Here is a 24,690-nt window from a genome sequence, read left to right on the forward strand (position 1 = left end):
GTTATTTAATGATGCAATTACACGTTAATAAAATAGGGGTCGAACTTGAGACCCCATACAGTGTGTTAGTGCACTCAGGTAAGTCTTTAACTGATTTAGAGGCGACATTTAATCAGTGGTTATCCAAAGGGTTATCATTGTTGCAACTAGAGTTGCCTGAACTATCAGGCACAACAGAGCAGATTCAGCATTTATCAGATATAGAAATAGTATTACCCGAATTGGATTGGCAGGCCATTGAGCAGAATTCACAACCGTATTTTAATGCGGTTGTGAAACCCATAATCATGGCAAGTTTACAATCAGAATTTGATTCAGGTGTGCATGATGTAATGCTAACTCAGGGGGATTATTCGCTACAGAGCAATGGCACTTTAGGGGGATCACAAGGGCCATACAGTCCGCTTTGGAGCCATTTTATTAAGACTTATTGTGCGCATCCGGCATGCGACGTTGTTAATACACAGAGAAATAACCTGCAGGGGGTAATTGCTAGTCACTTTAAGTTAGACAAAGTCATGTTAGAAAAATTGATTCAAGATGCTGATTGGCCCGCTACGCGAGGTCGTTTGATCAATTTATTTAATGATAGTCGTACAATTTTGGCGAGTATTATGTTCCCTTTATTGCATGTTATAGAGCGGAATATGCATGGGGGAAACAAAAATGAGGTGTCGTATTTCACGGATATATTGATGAAGCTGTCGGTTCATGATGTTGAGCGATTTTGGATGTATTTAGAGCAAACTTATATTCAATGTGTGGCTCAGCCATTACACCATGCTCAAACAGTTTCAATGATACTCAAGAGTTATCATTGTTATGTATTTTGCCATGCGTTTACGCAATCACACTTGCAACGTGTATTAGCTGGTTTGGGTTCAAAAGGGTCACAGTTAAAGCTAAATACATGGTTTGCACTTCACCCTCAAGGTACTACTGTCAATCATCCTGCGCTAATAGGCCTTGAACGTATTTTGGATGATATAGAAGTGCATTATCAAAGTGCGAGTGAAAATCCAGCGATTCAGTGGGTAAACGAGGTAACAGAAAAGAAAAAGCCAGCTTTAGGCCTTAATGTATATACAGATATGTCTCACTATGACCCATTGCCTGAATCGTCATTGTTCAGTATGGCCGTTGATAGAGCCGCGTCTGTGCACTTTAGTGCGCGTTTGTATCAATTGCAAAGCACGTATCGACTATTAAATACATTGCAAGTTGGCGCGATGTTACCGGCTATGTTTACTATAAAGTGGTCACAGTTACAGCAGGAGTTACAAAGAAGCCACCAACTCCCCATCCAGTTTCGTATGGCCTTAGAAGCTTTTGTGTTATCGGCCAGACCCGAAATAGACTCGCATCGATATGTAATACAACGTCTTGAATTGTTGCACCTCTATATCAACCGTGAGGTGGCACAGCTCAGCTTTGCTGATAAGCCGCAACACCTAAGTAAAATAAGAGTGTTACTGAGTAGCTTTTCAGATGTACCAGTTGCGTTAATTATTAAACTCAGAAAACTGATACTGTCATCAAATGATATGTCTGATGCGGTAGCGCGACAGCGCAAGGGACATGTGTTAAATGAGGTTGCGCTTTGGTTGGATCACTATCAGAAACGCGTGCAATTGTGTATTACGCGGCATTCTGAAAGCTACTTGCCTGCGTTTAACATTGATCAGAATAACGAACGGGCTCAGGTTAATCGCACCGAGAGTGTGGCAACTGACTTATTGATGACTGGCATTGAAGCTATCGAGGCAAATATTGGTGAAGCCGACTATTTCTATTGTGATATTCGGGTTCGCTTGAAATATCTTGAACCTCTTTTAACACAAAGCCAATGGTTGGGCGCTCAACAATACCTAGTTACGCATGATTATGTCGGGTTACTCCAATTCATAAAAGACCCAGAGCATATGGCCATTGCAACGCAAAGCTCGACGACGAATGCTGCAACGAGGTTTCGTTCAAGGGGGCTTGTTGATACGGATAAAATAAATCATGAGTTTGAAAAAGAGCAAACTCAGCATTTAGCTGGTGTATGTGCAGCATTGGCAGCTCGATTGAATGATATACAAACCAATAATGGCAAGCGAGTTGAAAGAGCGAATAATCAAGGTTCGAGTCATCAAGGCTATGAGGAGGTGTCAACGGGTGTGCCGGTTTTATCTACAATCGTGTTAGATTTGATAAAGTCGATGGCAATTCATTTAGAGGCTATATCACTTCAAGAAGGTGATTTTGTGCCGTCACAGCACCAGTTATATGAACGACTTACTGAACTACTGATCTGGCTTAATAGCCAATATCAATTGTGTGTTAAGCACAGAAATACTTTGCCTATTCTTAATGAAATCATTGTGTCTATTGAACAGTTGGTCGAGATTAAAAAGCGCTTTGACGACATCAACCCGAGCCTTAGTCGCGCATTACAACGCGGCATATATTGGACTCTTCCTTTAATAGAGTGGGGGGCTGAAGCGCTTATAGAGTTAGGTAAAACCAACGCGAAAAAAACCATGCAGGGTGACTGTGAACCGAGTGAGGATGAACATCCCGTCGTGCATGTACAAACTGCATCGTTAGAGAAGCAGCTCTTAGAGGTTGACACTCAGCGTGATGATAACAGCAGTGTGAGTGTGTTGTCAGGCCAAAGGGAGTCGGCACTGATACATCAAGTATTGTCATCTATTGAGCCAATTTTTTGTATCCATAATTGGCAAGAGGCGAAAAGGCAGTTAGAGCTGCTACGGCATATGGCAACGAGACAACTACCAACGGTTAATAATACCCTGTTTGAGGGGAAGGCCGACCACGATGTTTTTGAGCTGCAAATGTTACATGATGCGGGAAGTGAAGAGACACGTTATCAAATGCCGAACTCAGAGGGGCTAATTCAGTCATTGAAAAATGCTGTTTCAGTGATTGAAAATAACCTGATGACTCAGAACAACAAGCACAGGCAGCAACTGTGTGAGCATGGCCTTGAACAATTGTTAGTTCAGGGGGAGCAAACCATCACCGCGATGCGCTGCCAGTTAATGGATAATGAAGCATTAGTTAGTGCCGATGCCGGCATTGTTTTGCTCTGGCCTTTTTTAACGCCATTGTTTGCTAAATTAGGACTATTGGATATGAAATCGGAGCCTACGCAGGGGCAATTTGTTGACGAACGAGCCCGTGCGAAAGCGCATAGTATACTGTGCTTTATTGTGGGGGTAGACCCTATGGTTCACGCGACTTACACCATTAACGCATTACTTGGGTTACCACCTACATGCGTTGTGGAAACTCCAGAGGAGGTGCTTGAAAGTGAACATAGTGCAGTTGAACATATGCTCGCAGTGGTGATTTCGCGTTGGCATGCACTGCAAGATATGTCTGTTGCGACGTTCTCTGCATTGTTTTTACAGCGTGAAGGGCAAGTGCAGCTGACAGAAAGAGGACTTGCGATCAGCATTCAAAACAAGCCGCAAGATGTACTAATGATGCGTATGCCATGGGGACTTGGCTTAATTCAGTTACCCTGGTTGCCCGAGTTATTAATTGATGTTAAATGGCACAGCGGCTTTTAACACTGCAATATACCGTAAGCATTTATACTATTTGGAGGACAGTTATGTCACTAGTTCAAAATTCGACGTTACACCAACTGATCAATGAGCATCAATCACGTTATGAGCAATATGAAATAGCACGCCAAAAAGCTGAAGATCAAGCTCAGCATACAAAGGAGCACTGGTACTTTACATTAAATACGCTGTTTGTCAGTCATGTATTACCGCAATTGGAGTCAGTAAAAGTACTATTGGCTGAGCACGGCTTTGAGTCAAATATTGTGGTTCAGAGAAAGGCAATACAAGCAATGGATGGTTCAGTAGCAGATGCCATTACACAAATCACTTTTTCATTATCGGGTTTACACAGTAGTGATAATACATTGATAGAGCAAAATAATAATATCAACCGCTTATTGTTTTTTACAGCTGAGCATTCGATGCACATACATGCGCGTTATATTACTGATATTGCATCAAGTGAAACACAAATGATGTATTTCTTAGACGAAAATGCAGCATCAAATACGCAAAGACCGCCTTGGACTCATACGCCGGAACAGCACCAATATTGCCCACCTTGTTATGATCATGGCAGCGAATCACATAGCGTGATCAGTGATTTCATTAATTTTGTATTTTTACAAATTAGAGGAAAATTAAACCCATAACACCTTCCCTATCAACGACCTGCAGTTTGTTATTTCAAAGCAAATCGTGTGGTGTTTGTGGGCATCTCAAACTTTTTTCATAGTGTTTATCGAACACATTGCATTTTTCTTCACACATTCTGCACTACGACGTCTTCAATTTGAACAAACACATTAAGGTGACTTATGGCTGACTATATCAGTACATTTAATCATGTATTTACCAAATCGGAAGTTGAAGTTGATATTTTTAATGTGGACATAAATACATTGGGGTGTTGGCAAACGTTACAACAAGCGGGTTTTGAGCCTGCAGAGCTACTGACCATATTCCGTCAGCAGTATTGTGTTGAAATTTGGCAGCAAATAAAAGGTGAGTGTATTCGCGATCAGTTTGTTGCTGATCTGCTATTTAAAGCTGCGGTGAGAGGTTACTTAGAAAATTTACTTTTACGGTTACAAAATGCCTACTCGTTACCTTGTAACGGCATGTTGTGCAACAGTACTTTGTACATTCTAAATCATGGTAAAAGCTGCGGCTTAGATGAGTGGTTAGTATGGAGTATTGTTTATTTAGATAGCATTCAAAGCGCTGCTGTAGAGTCAAACTTTGTGTCAGGCAATCACTATTGTGGCGATATATTCAGCACGCGGCACTAAAATTCAGTCTTACTTTATACCCTGTTTTCTAGTTTATATTTGCGTGCTAAGTGCTAAGTGCTAAGTGCTAAGTGCAAAGCAATGCGATACCTAGACTCTGGCTTCTTTATCCCCACCATCTCCTGCTTTTGATAATTAAAGTAGCGACCAATTATGGGAGCATCAGCTCCCCCTTCTTTCTCAAGTGAGCTTTACCAATCATTTTCCTTCTCTTTAAGGCCGTTCCCAGCTATGAAATAACCCCTTTAAAGTTCAGTTTGAGTCAATATTTTTAGTCATGATCGGAGTACTCAATATGAAACCAAAACCTAATTCTGAAATTACGCGTATTCAGCTTGGTCCCACAGCAAAAGAAAAAAACCAAACAACAAAAAAAAGGATGCACCGACCTCGCTTACCACAAGACATTGTTATGGTCATAGTAGGCAAGTGGGCGATGCCAACAACGGTCGTTTTGGTGCTAATAACCTGCTTATCGGGTTATTACCTGGATGTTGAAGCGTTTACGCCAGTGGTTGGTATGATAGCACCTGTCATAATGGCGTTAATCATGGTGATCAGGGAGGCATCGGTGGGCAAAGATGAAGATCAGGCTTTGGCTGACCGAAAACGCGAAAGAGATGAAAGAATAAAACAATATCAAATAGAAAAAGAGCTTAAATTAGCGCAAATGGCATTGGAAGAAAAAAGGCACACGCAAGAATTGGATGAAAAAGCGAGGCAATTTGATTTATCACAAGCAGCAGCTAAGGATGTGGTTGAGTTAGCCAGAGAGATGAATTCGAGTTTAGTAGACATTATGAAAAAAGAATCAGATTAAACTGAATCAAAAATACAGGTGTCACCTATCTACATGATTCATTATTAAAATTAGAGGTGAAACAGTACAAAAATAGGGCGCGCTTAATGAGAGGAAAACATTTATAGCATGTAGATAGGTTTGTGTAAAAATGCAAGTTGGCAAAGCTTAGCGACGTGGGAATGGTTAACTATATATTCTTATTAATGCACTTTTTGTGAACTTTTTATTTTTACTTTAATTACCATTTGTTAAATTATTAAACTTGTTTGTTTTCATAGTGTATTAGTTTTGTTCAAGTTTTTAATGTTACATAATATCATTGTTGCAATTTTCCGCCTATAAATTCACCGGTGACCGTTTCTTAAAGTGGTACTATCCTTTCATTGATGCAATATGCGCTATAGTTGGTTTAAATCTTGATCTATTTATCTTTAATATGTTTTTTTTATGTCCTTTTTTTTACTTATTTTAGTATTTTATGATCAAGAACAATTATTAGAATAAATCATGGGTTTTAGTTGAGTGTTATATTCATTATTAAAACTTATGAGAGTAAGATCAGCATCGCTTTTATAATCTAAATTGAAAGGAAGTATAAGCGCTGTCATGTTTTATGAAGAATCTAATAAAAATCAGTTTAAAAGGGCTTTTTTGGGTCCGTTTACACTTGATAATCGTTCTCAAACACTCAAGCTAGGGAATGCCTTGATAAAGGTTGAACCGCTTATTTTTGAGTTGTTAGTATACTTTGTGCTGAATCCGGGCAGAGTAATATCTAGAGATGAACTTGGAGAGAAAATTTGGCAACAAGAATTTGTAGATAATAACTCTATAAATCGTGCGATTTCTGAATTACGGAGAATTCTTTCGCATGAATCGTTACCTGAAAATGTTATTAAAACCCACTATCGAAAGGGCTATAGTTTTAACTTAGACGTGAGGTTTGATCCTCTGAACTTATTTAGTGCTATGTCCTTAGAGATCCCTCACCTGAACCGTCAAAATATCCAGTTGTTTTTTCTTGCATCGTTATTAATAATCCTACAGTTAGTCATTATTTTTTAATTATAGATTTTATTAATATTTTCATAAAAAGAGGCTTTAAGCCTCTTTTTTTGTTTGTTTTTTAATCCATAAGCTTTTCCGAAGACAAAATTGTCATGTCATAAGCAAAAATATCCCCTTCATAAGCGACATTTTAGGTCAGTCGCGTCATCTTGTGCCCGTCGAAATTTAGCGCCATTTTTATTCAAATATTACAAAGAGCACAACATTATGGAACAACAATTTGTTGATAGAAGAGCATCGCTATTAGCTAACAAAATAGCGCGTACCAATTCATTTATACAACGTCAAAACATTCAAAAAGTCCCGGTGACTTTTGAGGGTGAACAGCTCGATTTTATTCGTTTGGCAATGGTCGATGGTATAAATGAGGATGCCTTAAGAACGATTGACTTTCACCAGCGTTGTTTAGGCGCTGAAATTGACAATGGTCGACAATATTGGTGTATGAAAAAAGGAGATGAAATTATCGGTTTATCGGGTTTCCATTATCGTTTATGGGATCCAAAAAGTATCGTATGGGGAGGGTGGTTTGTTGCGCAACCGAATGCGTCGGCGATGACTAAAATTGCCATGTTGCTTGATACACTCAAAGTCTTGTTAGAAGAGACCAATTATCAGCAACTGTATATTGAAGTTTTTGCCGATACAGAACAATCGAATATTCTCGGAATTTACCAATCTTTATTGTTTACTGAACTTTCACGCTTCGAAAGTTTTTATGGGCCTAACCAAGATATGGTGGTGATGAAGCTAGAACTAGATGATTTGCGTAAGCATTGGTTAGATGTAACCCGTTGTCAGCAATTGGTGCAATAAGTATGTTGATTTTGTATGTAGAGTCAGGGGCAGGCTCTCGAGCATTGGCACTGACTATGCAACAACATTTACAGCGCAGAGGCGAATCATCAACGCTTGTGTCGTTGTCTGATATTTTACCGTTATGGCTAACTCGGCTATTGTTTGACCAATACTATGACTGGTGTTTAGAGGGTAAGCAACATCATAGTAAGTTGTATGGCAGCCGCTGGTTTTATCCTGTGCTATATAAATTACTACCTTGTATGTTGTGGTTTAAAGGGAATGATAAACAAGCCATAGCAAAAAAGCTGTTCAGTGAACATGAACAAGTATTAGCGTGTAGTTATTATGGTGCTTTTTTTGCGCGCTATTATTGTAATAAATTCTCACTCAAGCGGCCCATCCATGGCGTACTTGGTGATTACAGTATTTCGTCAGGATGGCAAACACCTGTTGATAATTTATTTGTGTCGCACGCATACAACAACAGCGTGTTTGATTGGCATAGAAGTCGTTTGGCAGCGGTACACGCCAGTGGGATCCCTGCACTTGTAAGCGATACTAATAACCTATATCAAGTAAAACGAGGTCAAGTCATGCTGTGCGGAGGTGGTTGGGGCTTAGGTATTACTGCATCAATCGTCAGTGCATTACTGGGCACTCATAAAGTCACTCGATTACAAGTTGTTTGCGGTCAGAACACAGCCTTATTTACACAACTCACACGTGAGTTTTCAACATATATTGATGCACAGCAATTACAGGTGATGGGGTTTGTTGATGACTTAAGTCACCTGTATCAACAAGCTGAAATACTGATCACCAAATCTGGTGGTATTACCTTAACGGAAGCATCTTTAACCAATACTTGCATGGTGATCAGCTCAGCATTACCAGGGCAAGAACAGCATAATCGCGCCGTTTTTAAAGAAGCCGGTGCGGTGGCTGTATGTGACTCGGTTGAGTCATTACGAGATGCTGTTGAGCAGCTGCTTGGCAATACACAACGAAAGATTACCTTAACAAACAATGCCGCGACATTGGTGCGGCACGATGCGCCAGATTACATCTGCAATGTGCTTTTAAATTATTATCAGGAGAACCGTCATGTGGACTAAAAAAGCCACACACTTAGAAAACTCAGATTTACCACAAGGGCATCTGAACTTTATCGAACGCAACCCCAGCTTTATCAAGCATCATAGAGCAAGTTCAGAACGGGTTGCTAATGCGTTAGCACGTTATGCTGAGTCTGAAGTCGTGGCAGAGGAAAACATTTGTAAGTTAGTCGTTAAAATGACAAGTAGCTGTAACTTACGATGTGAGCAGTGTTTTCAGTGGCGTGAAGGCGGTTTTCACAATGGCTTAGATCCTACGGCGATACCTTATGATGAGAGTGGCAACTTATTCGATTTTATTGACCGTAATCAGTGCGATATTATTTTGACTGGTGGTGAGCCAACTTTACACCCTGACTTCCCCAAGTTTTTTAGGCGCTTAGCAGAGGCAGGTTGCTTTATTTATATCTGTACGAATGGGTTGCTGATAAAGCGCTATTTTGAGCTGTTTAGTGAATTTTCAGATCAGTTGGCATTTTTAATCTCAATTGATGGCCCAAGTGAAATCCATGACTCTATTCGTGGCAAAGGCACATTTAGGAAAACCATTCAGGGCATAGAGATGCTCGCCAAGGGCAAGCAAGAAGATGGCAAAGGCTGGCTGATTGGCGTTGAAAATACCTTAATGGCAAAGAATTTAGATCAATCCATTGAGTTGCTCAAAGTGTGTGAAACACATGGTGTAGACTGGATGATCTTCAATCACTTATGGGTGGTGGATTTATTTGCGCGTAGTGAGTATCACAAGTTTTGTGAAGCGTATAATGTGGTACCGAACTCATATACTGGTTTTGATATGGGAGATTTTAGTCATGACTATATCGAAAAAGTTATCTCGACTTTGGCGCAACTACGTGAATACCCCGCACAAATTCCGGTGCTATTTGGCCCCGATTATAGTGACGATGAATTGCGTAAATACTATCGAGGGAAAATGCCTGCTCGTGAGAACTATTTAAAAATGGGCGTGAAGTTAGATGTTGATATTGGCGGGAAATTGGTGATGACAAAACAATTTCCAGATCTGGTTTTTGGCAGTGTACTGGATGACACTTTGGAAGATTTAATGGCGTCAGACGCTTACCAACGTGCGGCTAAATCAATGCGTGAAGGTTCTTTGAGGGTACTCAATGCCTGTCCTGATGCTCATAACTTTTTAGTGTAGGTATTTGCATGTTATCGGTCATTGTACCTGCACATAACGAGGCGTCGGTGTTGTCACACACACTGTCGTCTTTATGTGAACAGTTAGCCCCAGAAGATGAGCTGATCGTGGTGTGTGATACCTGTCAAGATATCAGTGTTGATATTGCGCGTACCTTTACGTGTCATGTGTATGATGAGCGGCTTGGCTCAGCCGCACAGACACGTAATTTTGGGGCACAAAAAGCCACCAAAGACGTGTTGGTTTTTATCGACGCTGATACTCACTGTGCCAAAAACTATGTTGCTGCAATAAAGCACTCAATGCGCGGTGGTACTGAATATGGTTGTGCACCTTTAAAAAGTGAATCTGGGCATTGGTTAGGAGAATGGATAGCCAAGAGTATCAATCGATTTAATTACACACACCGTACTTTTGGTGGAAATTGCTTTGTGAGTACACATTTGTTCAAACAGTTAGCTGGTTTCAACGAGGCGTTAATGAAAGGCGAAGATACTGATTTGGGTGAACGGCTATGTAAACTCAAGGCTCGATATGGGTGGCTTGCGCAGAGCTATATTGTTCATAACGAACGCAAGTTTAAAGTACAGGGCTACATACGTTATTTCAGCAAGCTGTGGCTGGAGTCGGTGTTATGGCAGGTGGCACCAAGCGTCTATCAACGTGTCGTAGGAGTGAAAGGATGATTTCTGCATTAAAGTTATTGTTTGCTGATATTAGTGGTCGCTTGATGATGGTGAGTGCAATCAGTGCAGTGACCACACTGGGTATTGTGCATAGCATTAATATTGCGCTACAACATCGCCATGGTGACACCCAAAACTTACTCCACAATGGGATGATATTTTCTGTGGCGTTTTTGGCGTATTTTATCATCCAGCTATTTTTTCAACGTCGTACTTTGCAGCTAACTGAACACACAATAATGCGCGTTAGGTTGTCAATTTTAGATGCAGTTCGCGCTGCAAGGTTAGCCAATGTTGAGAAAATAGGGCCGCAAAAGATTTTGGCAGCCATCGCTTATGATGCGAACGTTATGAGCCAATTGAACCGCTTTGTTGTGGTGAGTGTTGGTCAGCTATTTACGGTGATAGCAGCATTATTGTATTTGTGTGTGGTATTGCCTGTGGGCGCGGTGATCGCGTCGATATTATTTGTACTGGCAGCACTGGCTTATAAATATCGTTTAAAGGTCATAGAGCACGCGATGGCTGAGGGTCGTCATGCTGAAGATGGCTTTTTTGACAGTATGCATCACTTACTCACAGGTATTAAAGAGAATAAGCAAAACCAAGGTCGCAGCGATGCCCTCTTTCATGATATATCAACCCAAGCGCGCTCAGTACGAGATAACAAAGTACTGGCAGACTCTCAGTTTATAAATAATCAAATGATACTCATGGCTGCAATGTATCTTGTGGTGGCTGTTGTGGTATTTGTGGTGCCATTATATGGCTGGCTCAGTTCTGAGCAGCGTATGAGTTTTGTGATCATCATTCTTTTTCTAGTGAGCCCATTCCATAGCAGTATGGAGTTATTTCGGGTATTAGCGCAGTTACGAGTCTCTAAAGCAACCCTTGATAATTTGTATGAGCAAACTAAGCAAGCGCAAGAACCCGTGTGTTGTGACAGCGCAGTACAATCGAGTGCACAGCCTGTTAACGTACTGGCATTTGAAAATGCGCACTATGCGTACGACAGTGATGGCGCATTTAATATCGGACCCATTAACTTTTCAGTGAACGCGGGTGAAATCGTGTTTATTTCCGGTGGCAATGGTTCAGGGAAAACCACTTTATTGAAAATGTTAACTGGTCTATATACCCCAACGGAAGGGGCCATATTACTCAATGGTAATGTGCTCAGTAAAACGCAATACGCCCATGAACATCGTCAGTTATTTGCGACGGTGTTTGCAGATAGCGTGGTATTTAAACCCTTTTACGGTGTTAATAAATTAGATAAAGCAAGGTTGCAGCATTGGCTAACACAAGCCAATTTGGCGGATAAAGTACAGTGGAATGAACAAGGGTTTTCAACGACTGAGCTGTCAACTGGGCAACTGAAGCGGTTGGCTTTGGTGCAGGCTTTAATGGAACAAAGACCGTTCTTAGTGTTGGATGAGTTTGCAGCCAACCTCGACCCTGAGTTTAAACATATTTTTTATACACAATGGTTGCCGCAACTAAAAAAAGCAGGAAAAACCCTCTTAGTGATCACCCATGACGAGCAATATTTCGATGTGTGTGACCAACACCTTTTGATGCGAGAAGGGCAGTTACATGCTTATGTGCCTTCTGTGCAGCCATTCTTTCATGCAATGTAGAGCACTTTACTGATGAGCTATTCTTTATCTTGGTTACACCAAAATACACAGGCCAATAAAACCGCAATATTGGTCCCTTTTTTCAATGAAGCGGGCAATGCTACTCATTTTAAACAGCGGCTAGCTTACTTTGATGCGCTGGCGGGTAGTTTGCCTGCAGAGATAGACATTATCTTAATTGATGATGGTTCGAGTGATAATCCTCAGCAATATGTTAGTGCCCATTATCAAAGGTTGAGTGTGGCGAGCGTGAGCCCAAATGGACAAAAGATAGGGGCGTTGCAGCGCACGATTGAAGCACTCGATCATGAGTACATTATTTTTACCGATTTTGATACTGAACTTGAGAATTTGGCACAGTTAACACACACCTACAGCAAGTTAGCCGCAGATGAAAATTGTATGGGGTGTTATTTTAAAATGATGCCGATTGCCAATTCAAAGCCGGTGGTGCAATTTCAATTGCTGGAATATGCCTTAGAGCGTGCTGCGTACCATTTTAACGCCAATGAAGGGTCTGTGCCAATCATGCCAGGTGCGGGATGTTTATATAAAAGACCCATTATTGAAGCATTATTGGCACGCCATAGTGGTTTGCGCAGCGGTGAAGACCGGGAAACTTGTTTACTCGGGATTGAACAAGGGTATACCGTTTTCTATGAAGCTGAGGTTGTTGCGATGACCGCGCCTCCCCAATCTTTTTGGGCGCTATATCAACAACGGGTGAGGTGGTCACGTGGGTTTATTGAGGTAGCCATTAACAAAAGCGATTTTTATGGTCAGCAAATGCGTAAAAAGACGGTGCTCGGGCGGCGTCATTTACTCGATATTATTTCGGTCAGCACATTCTTAATTGCGCCCTTATTATTGCTATTTTTGTTCTTATTAAATGAGACAGTTGGGTGGGGGTTTTTAGGTGTATGGAGCTTGATTGGCATTATTGAAACCTATGCGGTGTATCGTGTTGCCAAGCAGGAGTTTAAGCAACTTCCCCAACATCGCTGGCAGTTAGTGCTGATGCCATTTGCCCGCTTATTGCTTGAAGTGCCTACTTGGTGGAGTGTGAGCAGTGCCATGATATGGCAAAAATTGCGTAGTAGGAGCACGGTATGAGTCAAGCGCAAGATGTGCAATTAAGCCCAGCCGCAGGAGAGTATGATTGTATCTATAGCTTGGGTATGGACTGTCGACCTAGACATATTATGAAGCAACTGGACTTAAAAAGTCGACGAGGCCCGTTTGACTGGATAGGCAGTTGTGCTGTGGCATCTATTATAACGGCGTTAAACACTCGGTGTGAAGATGTTTTGAAAAAAGAGCACTTGCAGCCTTTTGACACGGATTGTAAGGAGTACAAAAAGTATTGGGATCCAGTGACTCAATTTTTGAGCACCCATGACTTTGCGTTAATTGATGGTGATTTAGAGCGGGAATATCCTGCGTTTAGAGCCAAATTTGATGGGATCAGCGCACGTTTTTTTAATCATATTAAGCACAGTCGTCGCGTGTTGTTTTTCTTAAATATTGGTATTGAACAGCAACCAGAATTTGAGAGCGAGTCTATCAATGAGCTGAAAGTCTTGTTACCCAAATTACAGCAGTGTTTAACTGGTTTATGCGCAGGAGAAGCCACTTTATTGGTCGCGACTTTTCACCGTGAATTGGCCGCATTAGTTGCTCCTCATATTCATTTTGTGATTAAGCAGAGCTTCTCTGAATCCTCTGAGTGGATGGAAGGTGAAGAGCGACAGCAATGGGCGAATATGTTGACCGGTGTGAATGTGCCCAAAGATACCAGTGTGAGTCACTCTCATTCGCTCACGGCACACTCACAGCCGTGAATTCGGGTATAAAAAAATTTAATTAATGACCACTTTGAAAGACGATTTATCAAGGAAAATAGGGTACTAAGTATGAACAGCGATAATGCACCACTGGTTATTTTAGGCGTAAATGGCGTATACCACGAATCATCCGCCGCGATAGTGATTGATGGACACACTAAATTTGCGATAGAAGAAGAGCGTTTAAATCGTGTAAAGCACGCTAAGCCAGCAGGGCTAGATAATCCGCACGTGTTACCACATAATGCTATTTCGGAATGTCTTAAGTTTACTGAGCTGAGCATGAAAGATGTGGATATTATCGCATTCTCATTTAATCCGGCGAAGCGTTTGGCAAAACATCGTTATTTGCAGGAACCATGTGAACCGCACAGTTGGGGCACTGTACAAGCTGAGCGTGCGTATTTCGATAAATTAATGACCATTCCGCGTCAATTTTCCGAGCTGGGGTTTGCAGGCCAGTTTATGTGGGTCGACCATGAAATGGCCCATGCTGCATCAGCATTTTATCCAAGCCCGTATGAACAAAGTGCGATTATTTCAATTGATGGAATTGGTGAGTTTGAATCTGCGTCGATTGGCTATGCTCAAGGTAATGACATTCAATTTACGCATCATATTAATTACCCGCACTCAATTGGTTTTTTGTGGGAAAAAATGGCCAAGTATTTAGGGTTTTCTGAATATGACGCATGCAAGGTCATGAGTGTGGCGTCTTTTGGTGATAGTGCGCGTTATAAAAAGCAGATGCAATCGTTGCTATACCCAGAGGGGTTTGGTTTTAAAGTGGATGCAGACACATTGTGCTTTCGGTTAGAAGATTACAGTCATTTAACGGCTTTGTTTAATGTATCGAGGCGTCATGATCATGAGCCATTATTAGCGGTACACCATGATATCGCTGCGGCATTACAGGCGGTTACCAGTGAGGTGTTACTGCATTTGGCTAAATCGGCCCATGAACTGACAGGTAGCAATAATTTATGTATGGCCGGTGGTGTTGCGCTTAACTGTGTGGCAAATACCGTTTCATTTGAAGAGGGGCCTTTTGAAAACCTATACATACAACCTGCTGCGAACGACGCGGGTACTGCTTTAGGGGCTGCACTTTGGGTATATCATGGCGTACTTCAGCCAAACACGCGAGTGCCACAACCAGAACATACTTATTTAGGGTCATCATTTGATGATGCTGCTATACGCGCGGTATTAGACAACGCAGATGTGACATATACCCAACATGATGATTTGGCTGAGCAGGTTGCGCAATTATTAGCCCAAGGAAAAGTCATTGGTTGGTTTCAAGGGGCGATGGAGTTTGGGCCGCGGGCATTGGGTAACCGTTCTTTATTGGCAGACCCTCGAGACCCAGAAATGGTGAAACGCTTGAACCGTTTGGTGAAACATCGTGAAGATCATCGACCATTTTGCCCTTCCGTATTGACTGAGTATGCGGATCAGTGGTTTGAAATAAAAAAGCAGGCTGAGGCTGCTCGATATATGTTGATGGCGTACCCTGCGAATGAACAGTTAAAAGATAAAATTTCCGCCGTTGTTCATATTGATGGCACTTCGCGTATTCAGCGTGTAGATAAGGTAAGTAACCCAAATTATCACGCAGTGATCAGTGCATTTAATCGTCTCACAGGTGTACCCATGTTATTGAATACGTCGTTTAATGACCGGGAGCCAATTGTGTGTACACCGCAAAATGCAGTTAATACCTTGATGCGTACAAACATCGATTTCTTGGTCATTGGCTCTTACTTAGTGCTCAGCAATGCTAAAAATACACGCACTAAAAATCACGCGGAAGCACAGGCGTTGGCCTAGTTTTTATTAGCCGCAATCGTGTGGGTGAATGTAGGTAATATACATTCACTCTATTAACCTAAGCGTGGTTAGGCACACACCATCCGCTCTTAGATTGTGTAATGTATCGTTTTGAGTAACCCCTTTATGCTTAATCAACCCGTACTGCCTCAAAGCCCGAATGAGTCGGATAGCTTAACGCCAACATTAGACCAACTGGTGTTGGATATTATGACGCAAAACCCAAATGCTCTGGCAATTGTAAGCCCGCAATGGCAATGTAACTTTGCGCAACTAAGGCACCATGTTGCGCAGTGTTTAAGAATGATGGATGACCATGTAGCGTGTCACTCAAAACCGATTGGTATATACAGTAAAGACCAACGAGTGATTATAGCGAGTATGCTTGCTTGTATGATCAGACGTACCCCGTTTGTGTGTTTAGACTCGAACTTTCCTGCTTTACGAGTGAATTACATGGTTAAGCATAGCCGAGCAAGTTACGTACTAACCGACTGCACAGAAACGATTTTTAAAGTGCCTAGTTTGCTGATGAGCCTGACGGAACCAGATACCAGTACAGATAGTTTGTCATGTTTAATTGGCCATAATATCGCATGGGGTCAACACCATAGTGAGTATAAACATCAAAGTGAAGCCAGTTTAGTTGCGTATGTGGTGTATACATCGGGTACCACAGGGCAACCAAAAGGCATCGCAATATCACGCGCAAGCTTGGCACATAAACTGGCGCATGCACATCGCTTTTATAATCTTACCCACTCAGACCGTTCATTGTGTATGGTCTCGTGTTGCACGGATACCTTTATTCAGCAATCAGCCATGACGTTACTCGGTGGTGCGAGTTTACATTTTAGTGCACGTTCATTGGTTGACCCTGAAGACTTTGTACAGTTTTGCCAATTGCACCATATTACGTTTACTGACTTAGCTCCGAGCTTTTGTTTGTCGTTGCTAAGTGATGAACGCGCTACGATGTGGTGGCAATATTTGTCACTGAAAACGCTGGTACTTGGTGGAGAAGAGCTTAATCAGAGTATTGTAAGTAAGTGGCATCGGTTAGGGTTATTCTCACGATGTAGGCTGGTGAATGAGTACGGACCGTCTGAAGCGACCATCACCTCGGTAATACATCAAGTAACAGCAGCAGATAGGCATATCAATCGAATTCCTATCGGGCGTGCAGTGGGCGATAGCCAATTACTTATTTTAGATAAACATGGCAATGAATCTACACAAGGCGAGCTCTACATTGGAGGGACTGGTGTTGCCATTGGATACTTGCATGACGATCAAAAAACGGCTGAAAAGTTTGTTTATTTAGACGTAAATGGCGTATCCCAACGTTTTTATCAAACCGGTGATTTGGTAACACAAGATGAACAAGGTCGATTGACGTTTCTAGGTCGCTTTGATAATCAAGTACAAATTATGGGGCAGCGCATCGAACTCGATGGCATAGAAGCAGTCCTTGAGAAGTATCCGCAAGTGACACTCAGCGCGGTGATATGTGTGGAGAATACATTGATAGCCTATGTTACTTGCATGGGTCAACTAGATAGAACACAATTACACGCGCACATTAATGCACAGCTTCCCGCTTATATGCAGCCTAATAAAGTGATTTTATTGAATGCCTTACCCCTAACCCCGATAGGTAAAATTGATAAAAAGGCGCTTCATGTGAAATACCAAAGTGCGTTGCAACAACGCATTGTTGAAAAATCGCAGACGCCAAGTAGTGTATTCAGCGCCATTGCTGAGGTGCTAAATATTTCTGTATGCAAATTAAATGTGTCACGCAGTTTTCGTGACAATGGCGGAGATTCATTGCGCGCGTTAGCTGTACAAGCGCGCTGTAAGGGCAGTGATTTACCAGTAAAAGTGTGGCAACTTCTGTCAGATACACCGCTAGAAGAATTAAAAGGAGGAGATACATCGACCCACAATCACACATTTGATCAATCGCTATTAAACTATACCTTGCCTAATAAGTTGTCGATGATTGAAAGCCCAGCGCTGGCAAAGTGGTTAGTGACATTTAGCTTATATTGCGCAGCGCCGTTTGAGGTGGACAAAATTTCACAAGTAATGACTATTTTATTGCGTAAATACCCCAGTTTGCGATTGGGCTTTAATACTGATCCAGAGCCATCTCAGCATTTAAACGCGTTTACTCAGGTACACTACAATCATTTGGATTGTGAAAGCGACGATGAGTTTAAGCGTGCGGTAAAAGACCACTTTAGTGCCAGAGTGGAGCAAATGAACATCAGCGATAATTTGCTGATAGCACATGTATTCGACAGCGCATTTGGTCAGTATATTTGTTTTGCGATGAACCATATGTTGGTTGACGATATCAGTTTGTCGCAATTATCCAGTGACACGATGTTACTGTTACACGCACCGGCGCAATTTTGCCGAAAGACCGATGTGGGTTTGTTTCAGTGGCAGAAGCAGTTACATGATATTGCAATACAAGGCGGCTTTAATGATCAAGCTCAGTATTGGTTAAATGCCTTAGATCATGCCTCAATATTTTTTGCACAGCTTAACGGCAGAGCCGCACAAAATACCCGAGTGTCACAATACATAGCACGGAAAACTGTTTTCTCAGCTGCACAAATGACGCAAATTCAGTCAAAATTGGCCGCTCAAGGTGTGAACATTATTCATGGCGTGTATGCGGCACTCATGGAAGCATTTTATTGGTTAACTGGCGAAAGTGAATTGCTGTTATCGCAAGATATGCACGGCAGAACCGCATTTGATAATTGTGTAGATGTGAGCCAGTCTGTGGGGTGGTTTGCCAATAGCGTGCCGATATTACTCACGCGGCATGCCAACTCATTATTACAACTGTCGCAAGCAAAGCAAGATATTGCCGAGATCCCTAGCGGTGGACATAGCTTTTTGCAGTTACTGTGTTTTGCTCAGCACGCAGCATTGGCCCAAAAAATGAAAAGTGCTCGACCCTATGTGCATGTTGTGTATGAGAACAACGCTTTGTTTGATTTAAACACCTTATTTGAATGCAAAACGTTAGGGTTAAGTACCCATAAATTGCTTGATGAGCTCATGTTGTCGCCAAATGAAGTGCTATACCATTTAGTGCAAATTACCATATCTGAAAGCGAAATTGATGGATTACACATTGGTATTGAGGCATCCAAACACATTTTGAATGAGCAAATTATAGAGCGACTATTAAACAACACCGTTGCCGCACTTGAAGTGCTGGTATAACGCGATGGCAAGTAAAGCGCACTAAAAATTGGTGTGGGTGCGCTTTATTTTCGTTTATTTGTGGCTTTTTAACATGGTTTTGATTCTGAGAATACTCGATAATATCCAGTCGGTGGCTTTACTAACTGTGTTTTCTTATACGGCTGAACTGTATATGTTTTGAGATATCGACACCCTCTGTAACGCTGATATGTCGGCCACAAGCATCCAATGGATTGCGACAAACCTCAGTGGGAAGCAGGTTTACCCTGTTTACCCTCAACAAAATGATCTCGTCTGGTCTGAATATCATTTTTGGCAGTATTGTTTAAGATAGCTTCATTGGTGTGAGCAAAAGGGTTCACGTCGATGGCAGGAATATCTTTACGCAATGCATTGCCACTAAACACATGTTCAAAAGTCGGAGCATTCGCGGTTCTGCTACCCAAACCCCATTGGGATTTGGGTATTCCCATCATTTTAAGAATAGTGGCGAGCACTGAGGTATGATCAAATGGCACCTCAGATGTTGAGCGAAACACACAAGACTCTGGGACCCAAGGCGAAACCAAAATTAGTGGTACTCGCACCCCAAAGCGATCAAATTTAAAGTCATGTTCATAAAGTTCAGGCTGAGTAGTATCGCCATCTTGCCATGGCGGGGCAGCATTCCATGGGGGGGGGCACATGATCATAAGTACCACCATGCTCATCAAAGTTGATGATAAAAAGGGTTTTCTCCCATGCTTGCGGATTGGCAGTTAAGGCATCATAAATCTGTTTTAAAAAGGCTTCGCCAGGTGCCAGATTGGTCGGTGGGTGATAGTCATTTCCTTGGCCCTCCAACAACTGACTAAAACCACCGCCCCACTCAGGCTCTAAGAAAGAAACTGATGGCAATTGACCGTCGGCGGCTTTTTTAAAGAAACTATCCATGGTCGAAAAGTGTGGGTCAAAAGACTTATCTTGTAATTGTTCCATCAAATCTCTGGTATAGCTGTATCCTTCAACTCCCAAAAGATCTTTTACCTTGCTACCAGAGCTGTTATATATAACCCAATCTGCAGGGGTATTTTTACCATGCTCACTTAGCACATTCCAAAAAGTTTTTTGATTAAACTGCTGCCCTTCAGGATGACCTGCTCCTAATAAAGAAGTATTGCGATTATTGACCCAGGCTTCAAGTTTGCCATTATTTAACCCTAATGAATTACCACAAGCGGCGAAGGCGCGATTACAATTGGTCTGGGTCGGCACTGATGAGAAATAACGGTCAGATACTGCAAAGTTTTTCGCCAATCCATTTAACACTGGCAATTCTTTTGGAGTGTAACTCATCATGATCTCATCGGTAGCAACACCAGAGAATTCTTCCGCCGGATTGGAAAAATAAGAAAAATCTTGATAAAAACCAGACATGGTAGCTTGGGTTAGTTTATTAGGGTTTTTCTGATGACCAAATAATTGCTTGTTCACATGCGAGTATTCTTCATGAGGGTCGCAACTTGGTACGTGCATATTGTTATTAGTTCCCTTGATCACATAGTGTTTGTTGCCCTGTTGATCAAGATTAAAGTAAGTCGGTTTTAATCCGTCATAAGTTGGCTTTTCTTGTGCCGGAATATTCACTTTAGGTGGATGATTGTCATCATAAAGCCAACCCAAGACGTTATCAAAAGAGCGATTCTCCAACATTAAATAAACCACATGTTTGATATTATTCATATTACCTCCCATTAAACCCGAGGGATTTATCCTCGGGTTAAGTCAATCACTAGATCAGAGAAACAGTCACTGTATAATCGCTGTTGGATGTATCACCACCTGGGGTATAAGCGAAAACCTCTGTATTACCGAAGCTAAATGAATGTGCACCAACAGCCGGATCATCAAAAACAATATTGCCTATTTCGAAATTGGATTGGCAGATAAAACTAATATCACAACCACAACCTCTGGGGGCAAAAAATACCGAACTATTACCCATTTTTAACTTTTCGCTACTGCCATTCTCAATCACATCACCAACAGATATACCGCTAAAGGTTGCGTCATCATTGACATGAGAACATTGAGTAATTTTAATTGCTGAGCCCGTTTTGTTTATTAGTGTAACGCTTGCTGATATCGACATGATATTTCCTTTTCAAATTTGTTAGTTAATGAGTTGAGAGCATTTTTGCTTTCGATATCTAGAATATTCTGTGGGCAGAACATTGAACATTACAGCGACATTACAGCTAAAAGAGAAAAAACGTCGGGGTAGTAAAAAGGACGGTAGTGAAAAAGGACAGGTACAAATTTCTTGAAAAAGTAAGATGGGACAGTCACAAATTTCTTGCATAATAGGGTGGCATTACATTGCAATGTTGAGCGTATAATTATGTGCCAGTCCCATTAACTGTTAATTACTGTCCTTTTGTCTTTATTGAACAATGCCATACTTATATCTGCGACCCACATTTTAAACTCAGACTTATAATTTAAGCATTACGCTTGTGATATTCTTTTACAGTAGGCATTAATTTGGAATGGGTATCAGTATTAGGTACTGATATAATTCAAATGTTGCTATGATAGCCTTTTTCTAGGCAATGAATAATTTGTATAGGGTGCCGTGAAATGAATAGAGTGTTGTTTGTTTTCGTTTTTGTAAGTTTTAAAGTCTTGTCTTTTGACTTGGCAGCTATTAAAAGTGATATTGCTGATGGTAATAAGTTAGAAGTTAATGCTGTCTTAAAAACTTTAGAGGAGGAAGGAGCCGCAGGGAATACTGAAGCTTATCTTTTAATTGGAGCTATCTATGGTTATGGCTTATATGGGTTGCCTCCCCAAATAGGAAAAACTCAGAAATATCTTGAGCCGTTATTATTAAGTGGTGATGTCGAAGCGAGTTACTTATTAGGCACAGTTTTAATGGAAAGTGAATCCGATAAAGATTTGGCTTCATCAATCAGTCACTTAGAAACAGCTGCAAAAAAGGGCATACAGGAGCAATAAATAATTTATATCTATTATTTTCTTAAAGTAAATATGATAGAAGTAAAGAGATGCTAAATTTTTTATTTAAAGGTGCTAAGCAGGGCGATGAAGAGTTAGCTATCTACTATGGTTATGCTTTAATTGATCTATATAGCAAAGATCGAGCAAAGCTGTTGTCGGGTATAGATAAACTAAAAGAATTTCAATTAGTCGAACATAAAAAAGACTTTTTATATTTAATGGCAATATTTTATGGCGATGACGATTTAGGGCTATTTTCGGCTCAAAAACGAGACTATTACTTGAAAGAAGCTTATAAAGCTGGACATGACTATGCAGGTGAAATGATCAAAGAAATGGAGAGGCTCGAAAAAGAAAGCGTAGAGTAACCAGAGTAATCAATAGGGTCTAATCATAGGGTGTAGTGGTCAACTCTTTTTGGCCACCTTGTTATAAGTTTTCCAATACGGGTTTTCTTTCTCTATCGGCGAACTACCGTCATTATGTTGATGGGGTCGGTAATGATTGTAGTAGCCCACGATATATGGTGATATTTCTCCTGTTGCTGTAAGGAGTAAGATGGAACAGTCACAAATTTCTTGCATAATATGGTGGCATTACATTGCAATGTTGAGCGTATAATTATGTGCCTGTCCCATTATCGATGTACCTTTTGAATTAAAGCCCTACTTAGAACTTGTAGAGTTGACAGGCCGATGTATGCGAGCAGACAAACGGGGCGCTATAAGCCCAATCAACTCCCCAATTTTAGATAGGCTCAACATAGCACCAGAAAACTGGCAAAAACTCACTTCACAATTTACCAAAGTATTCCATGGTGCAGTAGGGCGACCCCAAAAGCTTGATAATTATTGTGCGAACCTAGAAATAAAACGACGCGCTAATTATAAGCAATGTGAAAAGTTACTGGCTTAATTTGAGACCACCAAGATAATCACTATATAATCAATACACGATGGTTTATAGGGTTAGGCGTGCCTTATTGCTGGGCATGAGTTCAGTTTTCCCTATCTTTGAGCTTATCGCACATGTAGTTAATTCAATTTTACTAACTAGACGATATTTCAGGTTGAACATTGCCTGCTTTCATTAGTTTTTTGAATGGGTGTCATTGTCCATTCTTGAGCTTATCGCACATGTGGTTAATTCAATATTATTAACTAGACGATATTTCAGATTGAACATGGTCTGTTCATTTGCATTCATTTTTAAGTGGGTGTCAGTTATCAGCTTTTCAGTTATCAGCTAACCTATGTAAGGACCGTGTAATATTTATTTAATAACTCTTCTAATACAATTTATAAACTCGATGTATTAATTGGACGTAAAGCGTCTGTGGAACTTAAACATAGAAGGAAAAATTACAATGAATGATAATATACTGCATCTATCTAAATTGGTTACGAAAGATAAACTAACGTATGCCGAGTTAATTTCTGGTCTATCTGCAAACAGTGCAGCTGTGATGGCTACGTCTTTACCTAACTTAAATGATACTAGCGTATTCGCAAATTATAATGAATATTCAGATGATTATCAGAAGTTAAAGTCGGCTTCGGATTTCTTTCTATCTACAGTGATTGAACAGCTCAATTCGGTACCACTTGAGATAATCCAAACCAATGAACTCCTTGCTGCTGATTACACTGCTGCTATTTCAACATTAGAAGATTTACTGGATCCTGATCAGACAGAAGAAGCTAGAAAGGTAAGTGTATCAACGGAAAAGTCAATTCTGAACTCTATGGTTATAGAACTTAAATTAACTATGTTCAAAGTTGGAAACCTCGTTCATCAATTAAAGAGTTATCAGACTGATTTACCAAAGCAGGAAAGTTTGATTCTTAATATGCAAGCTCAAATAAATACTGCTGATAGTGCAGCAAGTACTAATGTAACTAATACGAAAGATACGATAAGCCAACTACAAAAGACAATACATTCCTTAACTAAAAAAGCGATTATTGAAGGATCTGTTGGTGGTGCTGTTGATGCTACAGCTATAGGGGTAGGTATCGCTCTAGGCCCTATCGGATGGTTTGCTGGAGCTTTTGCAGGGTTGTTGGGGACAGTAGCAATTATATCTTCAATAATTGATGGAATTGAAGTTGAAGAGTATAAGAAGGAGTTGACGGCAAAGCAAAAAACTCTAACTCTTGAAGAGAACGATGTAATGACGTTGAATGTGACTACATCTCAATTTGCAACATTACTTGCGAGTGTTAAAGAAAGTATCAACTATCTAATACCAGTACTACAAGCCTGGGAAGCAGTTGCTCTAGATGTTATGGCAACATTAGAAGAAGCGCGTATGAGTATTCGTGAATTAGAAGCTGAAAAGTACGAAGAACTCAAAAAGTCGCTGGAAGAAATGAAAGTTTCCTGGTGTCAGGTGGTTACAGCAATGGACACCCTTAACGTCAATGTGACTAAAGTAGAAGGTAAAACTGTTTATATAGGCATGAATGAGGCAGAAGTTGCTAATACTCTGAAAGGAATAAATTTAACAAGTGTAACTGTAACCGATAATTTAAAAAGTGCTTAATCAATTTAATGTAAATCAGACTACGATGCAAAAACATGTATAAGACGAACTTAAAGAAAATCGAGCCCCGGAAGGGGCTTTTATCTA

At 40.9% G+C, this 24,690-nt stretch carries 20 protein-coding genes and 1 pseudogene; 18 read left to right on the plus strand and 3 right to left on the minus strand.

All coding sequences use genetic code 11. The features are described from left to right. Positions 1-8 precede the first annotated feature (8 nt). The 14 genes from J8L98_RS17575 (at position 9) to J8L98_RS17640 (ending at position 19,076) form a co-directional block, all read left to right on the plus strand. Positions 9-3,581: a contractile injection system tape measure protein gene (locus J8L98_RS17575; protein WP_210997497.1), complete on the plus strand. Its 3,573-nt coding sequence runs from the start codon at positions 9-11 to the stop codon at positions 3,579-3,581. A 44-nt stretch (positions 3,582-3,625) separates the two neighbouring features. Beyond that, positions 3,626-4,234, plus strand: a complete 609-nt coding sequence (locus tag J8L98_RS17580) for a hypothetical protein (RefSeq protein ID WP_210997498.1) — start codon at positions 3,626-3,628, stop codon at positions 4,232-4,234. 165 nt (positions 4,235-4,399) lie between these two features. Further along, on the plus strand, positions 4,400-4,873 hold the full coding sequence (locus J8L98_RS17585; RefSeq protein WP_192509463.1) for a hypothetical protein: 474 nt from the start codon (positions 4,400-4,402) through the stop codon (positions 4,871-4,873). 295 nt (positions 4,874-5,168) lie between these two features. Further along, a complete protein-coding gene (locus tag J8L98_RS17590) occupies positions 5,169-5,693 on the plus strand; it encodes a hypothetical protein (RefSeq protein ID WP_192509464.1) in 525 nt (174 codons plus the stop codon). Between the two features lie 588 nt (positions 5,694-6,281). Next, on the plus strand, positions 6,282-6,740 hold the full coding sequence (locus J8L98_RS17595; protein ID WP_192509465.1) for a winged helix-turn-helix domain-containing protein: 459 nt from the start codon (positions 6,282-6,284) through the stop codon (positions 6,738-6,740). A 210-nt stretch (positions 6,741-6,950) separates the two neighbouring features. Then, positions 6,951-7,559, plus strand: a complete 609-nt coding sequence (locus tag J8L98_RS17600) for a hypothetical protein (protein WP_192509466.1) — start codon at positions 6,951-6,953, stop codon at positions 7,557-7,559. A 2-nt stretch (positions 7,560-7,561) separates the two neighbouring features. Continuing rightward, complete coding sequence (locus tag J8L98_RS17605; protein WP_210997499.1) at positions 7,562-8,659, plus strand: glycosyltransferase; 1,098 nt, start codon at positions 7,562-7,564, stop codon at positions 8,657-8,659. Then, on the plus strand, positions 8,649-9,824 hold the full coding sequence (locus tag J8L98_RS17610) for a radical SAM protein (protein ID WP_210997500.1): 1,176 nt from the start codon (positions 8,649-8,651) through the stop codon (positions 9,822-9,824). Before J8L98_RS17605 ends, J8L98_RS17610 begins: the two co-directional genes overlap by 11 nt. Before the next feature lie 8 nt (positions 9,825-9,832). Then, positions 9,833-10,510, plus strand: coding sequence for a glycosyltransferase (locus J8L98_RS17615; RefSeq protein WP_210997501.1), 678 nt, complete (start codon positions 9,833-9,835; stop codon positions 10,508-10,510). Then, positions 10,507-12,150, plus strand: coding sequence for a cyclic peptide export ABC transporter (locus tag J8L98_RS17620; protein WP_210997502.1), 1,644 nt, complete (start codon positions 10,507-10,509; stop codon positions 12,148-12,150). The genes J8L98_RS17615 and J8L98_RS17620 overlap by 4 nt, the downstream gene beginning before the upstream one ends. 12 nt (positions 12,151-12,162) lie before the next feature. Beyond that, the gene (locus tag J8L98_RS17625) at positions 12,163-13,263 is read left to right on the plus strand and encodes a glycosyltransferase family 2 protein (protein ID WP_210997503.1); all 1,101 of its coding nucleotides are present in this window, start codon (positions 12,163-12,165) and stop codon (positions 13,261-13,263) included. Beyond that, entirely contained in the window at positions 13,260-13,991 is a 732-nt protein-coding gene (locus J8L98_RS17630) for a DUF1796 family putative cysteine peptidase (protein WP_210997504.1), read from the plus strand. The genes J8L98_RS17625 and J8L98_RS17630 overlap by 4 nt, the downstream gene beginning before the upstream one ends. Positions 13,992-14,063: 72 nt before the next feature. Further along, a complete protein-coding gene (locus J8L98_RS17635; RefSeq protein ID WP_210997505.1) occupies positions 14,064-15,827 on the plus strand; it encodes a carbamoyltransferase C-terminal domain-containing protein in 1,764 nt (587 codons plus the stop codon). A gap of 126 nt (positions 15,828-15,953) precedes the next feature. After that, positions 15,954-19,076, plus strand: a complete 3,123-nt coding sequence (locus J8L98_RS17640) for an amino acid adenylation domain-containing protein (RefSeq protein WP_210997506.1) — start codon at positions 15,954-15,956, stop codon at positions 19,074-19,076. A gap of 227 nt (positions 19,077-19,303) precedes the next feature. On the opposite strand, the gene J8L98_RS25100 is transcribed toward J8L98_RS17640, so the two are convergent. Genes J8L98_RS25100 through J8L98_RS17655 form a run of 3 tightly spaced genes read right to left on the minus strand, consistent with a single transcriptional unit; the run spans position 19,304 to position 21,189 of the window. Beyond that, positions 19,304-19,750 (minus strand): alkaline phosphatase family protein, encoded by a 447-nt coding sequence (locus J8L98_RS25100; protein WP_210997507.1) that lies wholly within the window; start codon positions 19,748-19,750, stop codon positions 19,304-19,306. Then, positions 19,683-20,780, minus strand: a complete 1,098-nt coding sequence (locus J8L98_RS17650; RefSeq protein WP_210997508.1) for an alkaline phosphatase family protein — start codon at positions 20,778-20,780, stop codon at positions 19,683-19,685. The genes J8L98_RS25100 and J8L98_RS17650 overlap by 68 nt, the downstream gene beginning before the upstream one ends. A 49-nt stretch (positions 20,781-20,829) precedes the next feature. Continuing rightward, a complete protein-coding gene (locus J8L98_RS17655) occupies positions 20,830-21,189 on the minus strand; it encodes a hypothetical protein (protein ID WP_210997509.1) in 360 nt (119 codons plus the stop codon). A gap of 488 nt (positions 21,190-21,677) precedes the next feature. Here J8L98_RS17655 and J8L98_RS17660 point away from each other — a divergent pair, with 488 nt between their 5' ends. From J8L98_RS17660 to J8L98_RS17675, 4 genes and pseudogenes are all read left to right on the plus strand, one after another. Next, positions 21,678-22,055 (plus strand): hypothetical protein, encoded by a 378-nt coding sequence (locus J8L98_RS17660; RefSeq protein WP_210997510.1) that lies wholly within the window; start codon positions 21,678-21,680, stop codon positions 22,053-22,055. 50 nt (positions 22,056-22,105) lie between these two features. Then, complete coding sequence (locus J8L98_RS17665) at positions 22,106-22,426, plus strand: hypothetical protein (protein ID WP_210997511.1); 321 nt, start codon at positions 22,106-22,108, stop codon at positions 22,424-22,426. 277 nt (positions 22,427-22,703) lie between these two features. Then, positions 22,704-22,973: pseudogene (locus tag J8L98_RS17670) on the plus strand (transposase); the annotation flags it as partial. Between the two features lie 451 nt (positions 22,974-23,424). Further along, entirely contained in the window at positions 23,425-24,603 is a 1,179-nt protein-coding gene (locus tag J8L98_RS17675) for a hypothetical protein (protein WP_210997512.1), read from the plus strand. Positions 24,604-24,690: the final 87 nt, after the last annotated feature.

It is taken from the genome of Pseudoalteromonas sp. MMG013, from assembly GCF_018100885.1.
In the GTDB taxonomy this organism is placed as follows: domain Bacteria; phylum Pseudomonadota; class Gammaproteobacteria; order Enterobacterales; family Alteromonadaceae; genus Pseudoalteromonas; species Pseudoalteromonas aurantia.

Excerpts from the sequence above, each read along its gene's own strand:
- J8L98_RS17575 (WP_210997497.1), top strand. The coding sequence starts at position 9 with ATGATGCAATTACACGTTAATAAAATAGGGGTCGAACTTGAGACCCCA.
- J8L98_RS17580 (WP_210997498.1), top strand. The coding sequence starts at position 3,626 with ATGTCACTAGTTCAAAATTCGACGTTACACCAACTGATCAATGAGCAT.
- J8L98_RS17585 (WP_192509463.1), top strand. The coding sequence starts at position 4,400 with ATGGCTGACTATATCAGTACATTTAATCATGTATTTACCAAATCGGAA.
- J8L98_RS17590 (WP_192509464.1), top strand. The coding sequence starts at position 5,169 with ATGAAACCAAAACCTAATTCTGAAATTACGCGTATTCAGCTTGGTCCC.
- J8L98_RS17595 (WP_192509465.1), top strand. The coding sequence starts at position 6,282 with ATGTTTTATGAAGAATCTAATAAAAATCAGTTTAAAAGGGCTTTTTTG.
- J8L98_RS17600 (WP_192509466.1), top strand. The coding sequence starts at position 6,951 with ATGGAACAACAATTTGTTGATAGAAGAGCATCGCTATTAGCTAACAAA.
- J8L98_RS17605 (WP_210997499.1), top strand. The coding sequence starts at position 7,562 with ATGTTGATTTTGTATGTAGAGTCAGGGGCAGGCTCTCGAGCATTGGCA.
- J8L98_RS17610 (WP_210997500.1), top strand. The coding sequence starts at position 8,649 with ATGTGGACTAAAAAAGCCACACACTTAGAAAACTCAGATTTACCACAA.
- J8L98_RS17615 (WP_210997501.1), top strand. The coding sequence starts at position 9,833 with ATGTTATCGGTCATTGTACCTGCACATAACGAGGCGTCGGTGTTGTCA.
- J8L98_RS17620 (WP_210997502.1), top strand. The coding sequence starts at position 10,507 with ATGATTTCTGCATTAAAGTTATTGTTTGCTGATATTAGTGGTCGCTTG.
- J8L98_RS17625 (WP_210997503.1), top strand. The coding sequence starts at position 12,163 with ATGAGCTATTCTTTATCTTGGTTACACCAAAATACACAGGCCAATAAA.
- J8L98_RS17630 (WP_210997504.1), top strand. The coding sequence starts at position 13,260 with ATGAGTCAAGCGCAAGATGTGCAATTAAGCCCAGCCGCAGGAGAGTAT.
- J8L98_RS17635 (WP_210997505.1), top strand. The coding sequence starts at position 14,064 with ATGAACAGCGATAATGCACCACTGGTTATTTTAGGCGTAAATGGCGTA.
- J8L98_RS17640 (WP_210997506.1), top strand. The coding sequence starts at position 15,954 with ATGCTTAATCAACCCGTACTGCCTCAAAGCCCGAATGAGTCGGATAGC.
- J8L98_RS25100 (WP_210997507.1), bottom strand. The coding sequence starts at position 19,750 with ATGATCATGTGCCCCCCCCCATGGAATGCTGCCCCGCCATGGCAAGAT.
- J8L98_RS17650 (WP_210997508.1), bottom strand. The coding sequence starts at position 20,780 with ATGAATAATATCAAACATGTGGTTTATTTAATGTTGGAGAATCGCTCT.
- J8L98_RS17655 (WP_210997509.1), bottom strand. The coding sequence starts at position 21,189 with ATGTCGATATCAGCAAGCGTTACACTAATAAACAAAACGGGCTCAGCA.
- J8L98_RS17660 (WP_210997510.1), top strand. The coding sequence starts at position 21,678 with ATGAATAGAGTGTTGTTTGTTTTCGTTTTTGTAAGTTTTAAAGTCTTG.
- J8L98_RS17665 (WP_210997511.1), top strand. The coding sequence starts at position 22,106 with ATGCTAAATTTTTTATTTAAAGGTGCTAAGCAGGGCGATGAAGAGTTA.
- J8L98_RS17675 (WP_210997512.1), top strand. The coding sequence starts at position 23,425 with ATGAATGATAATATACTGCATCTATCTAAATTGGTTACGAAAGATAAA.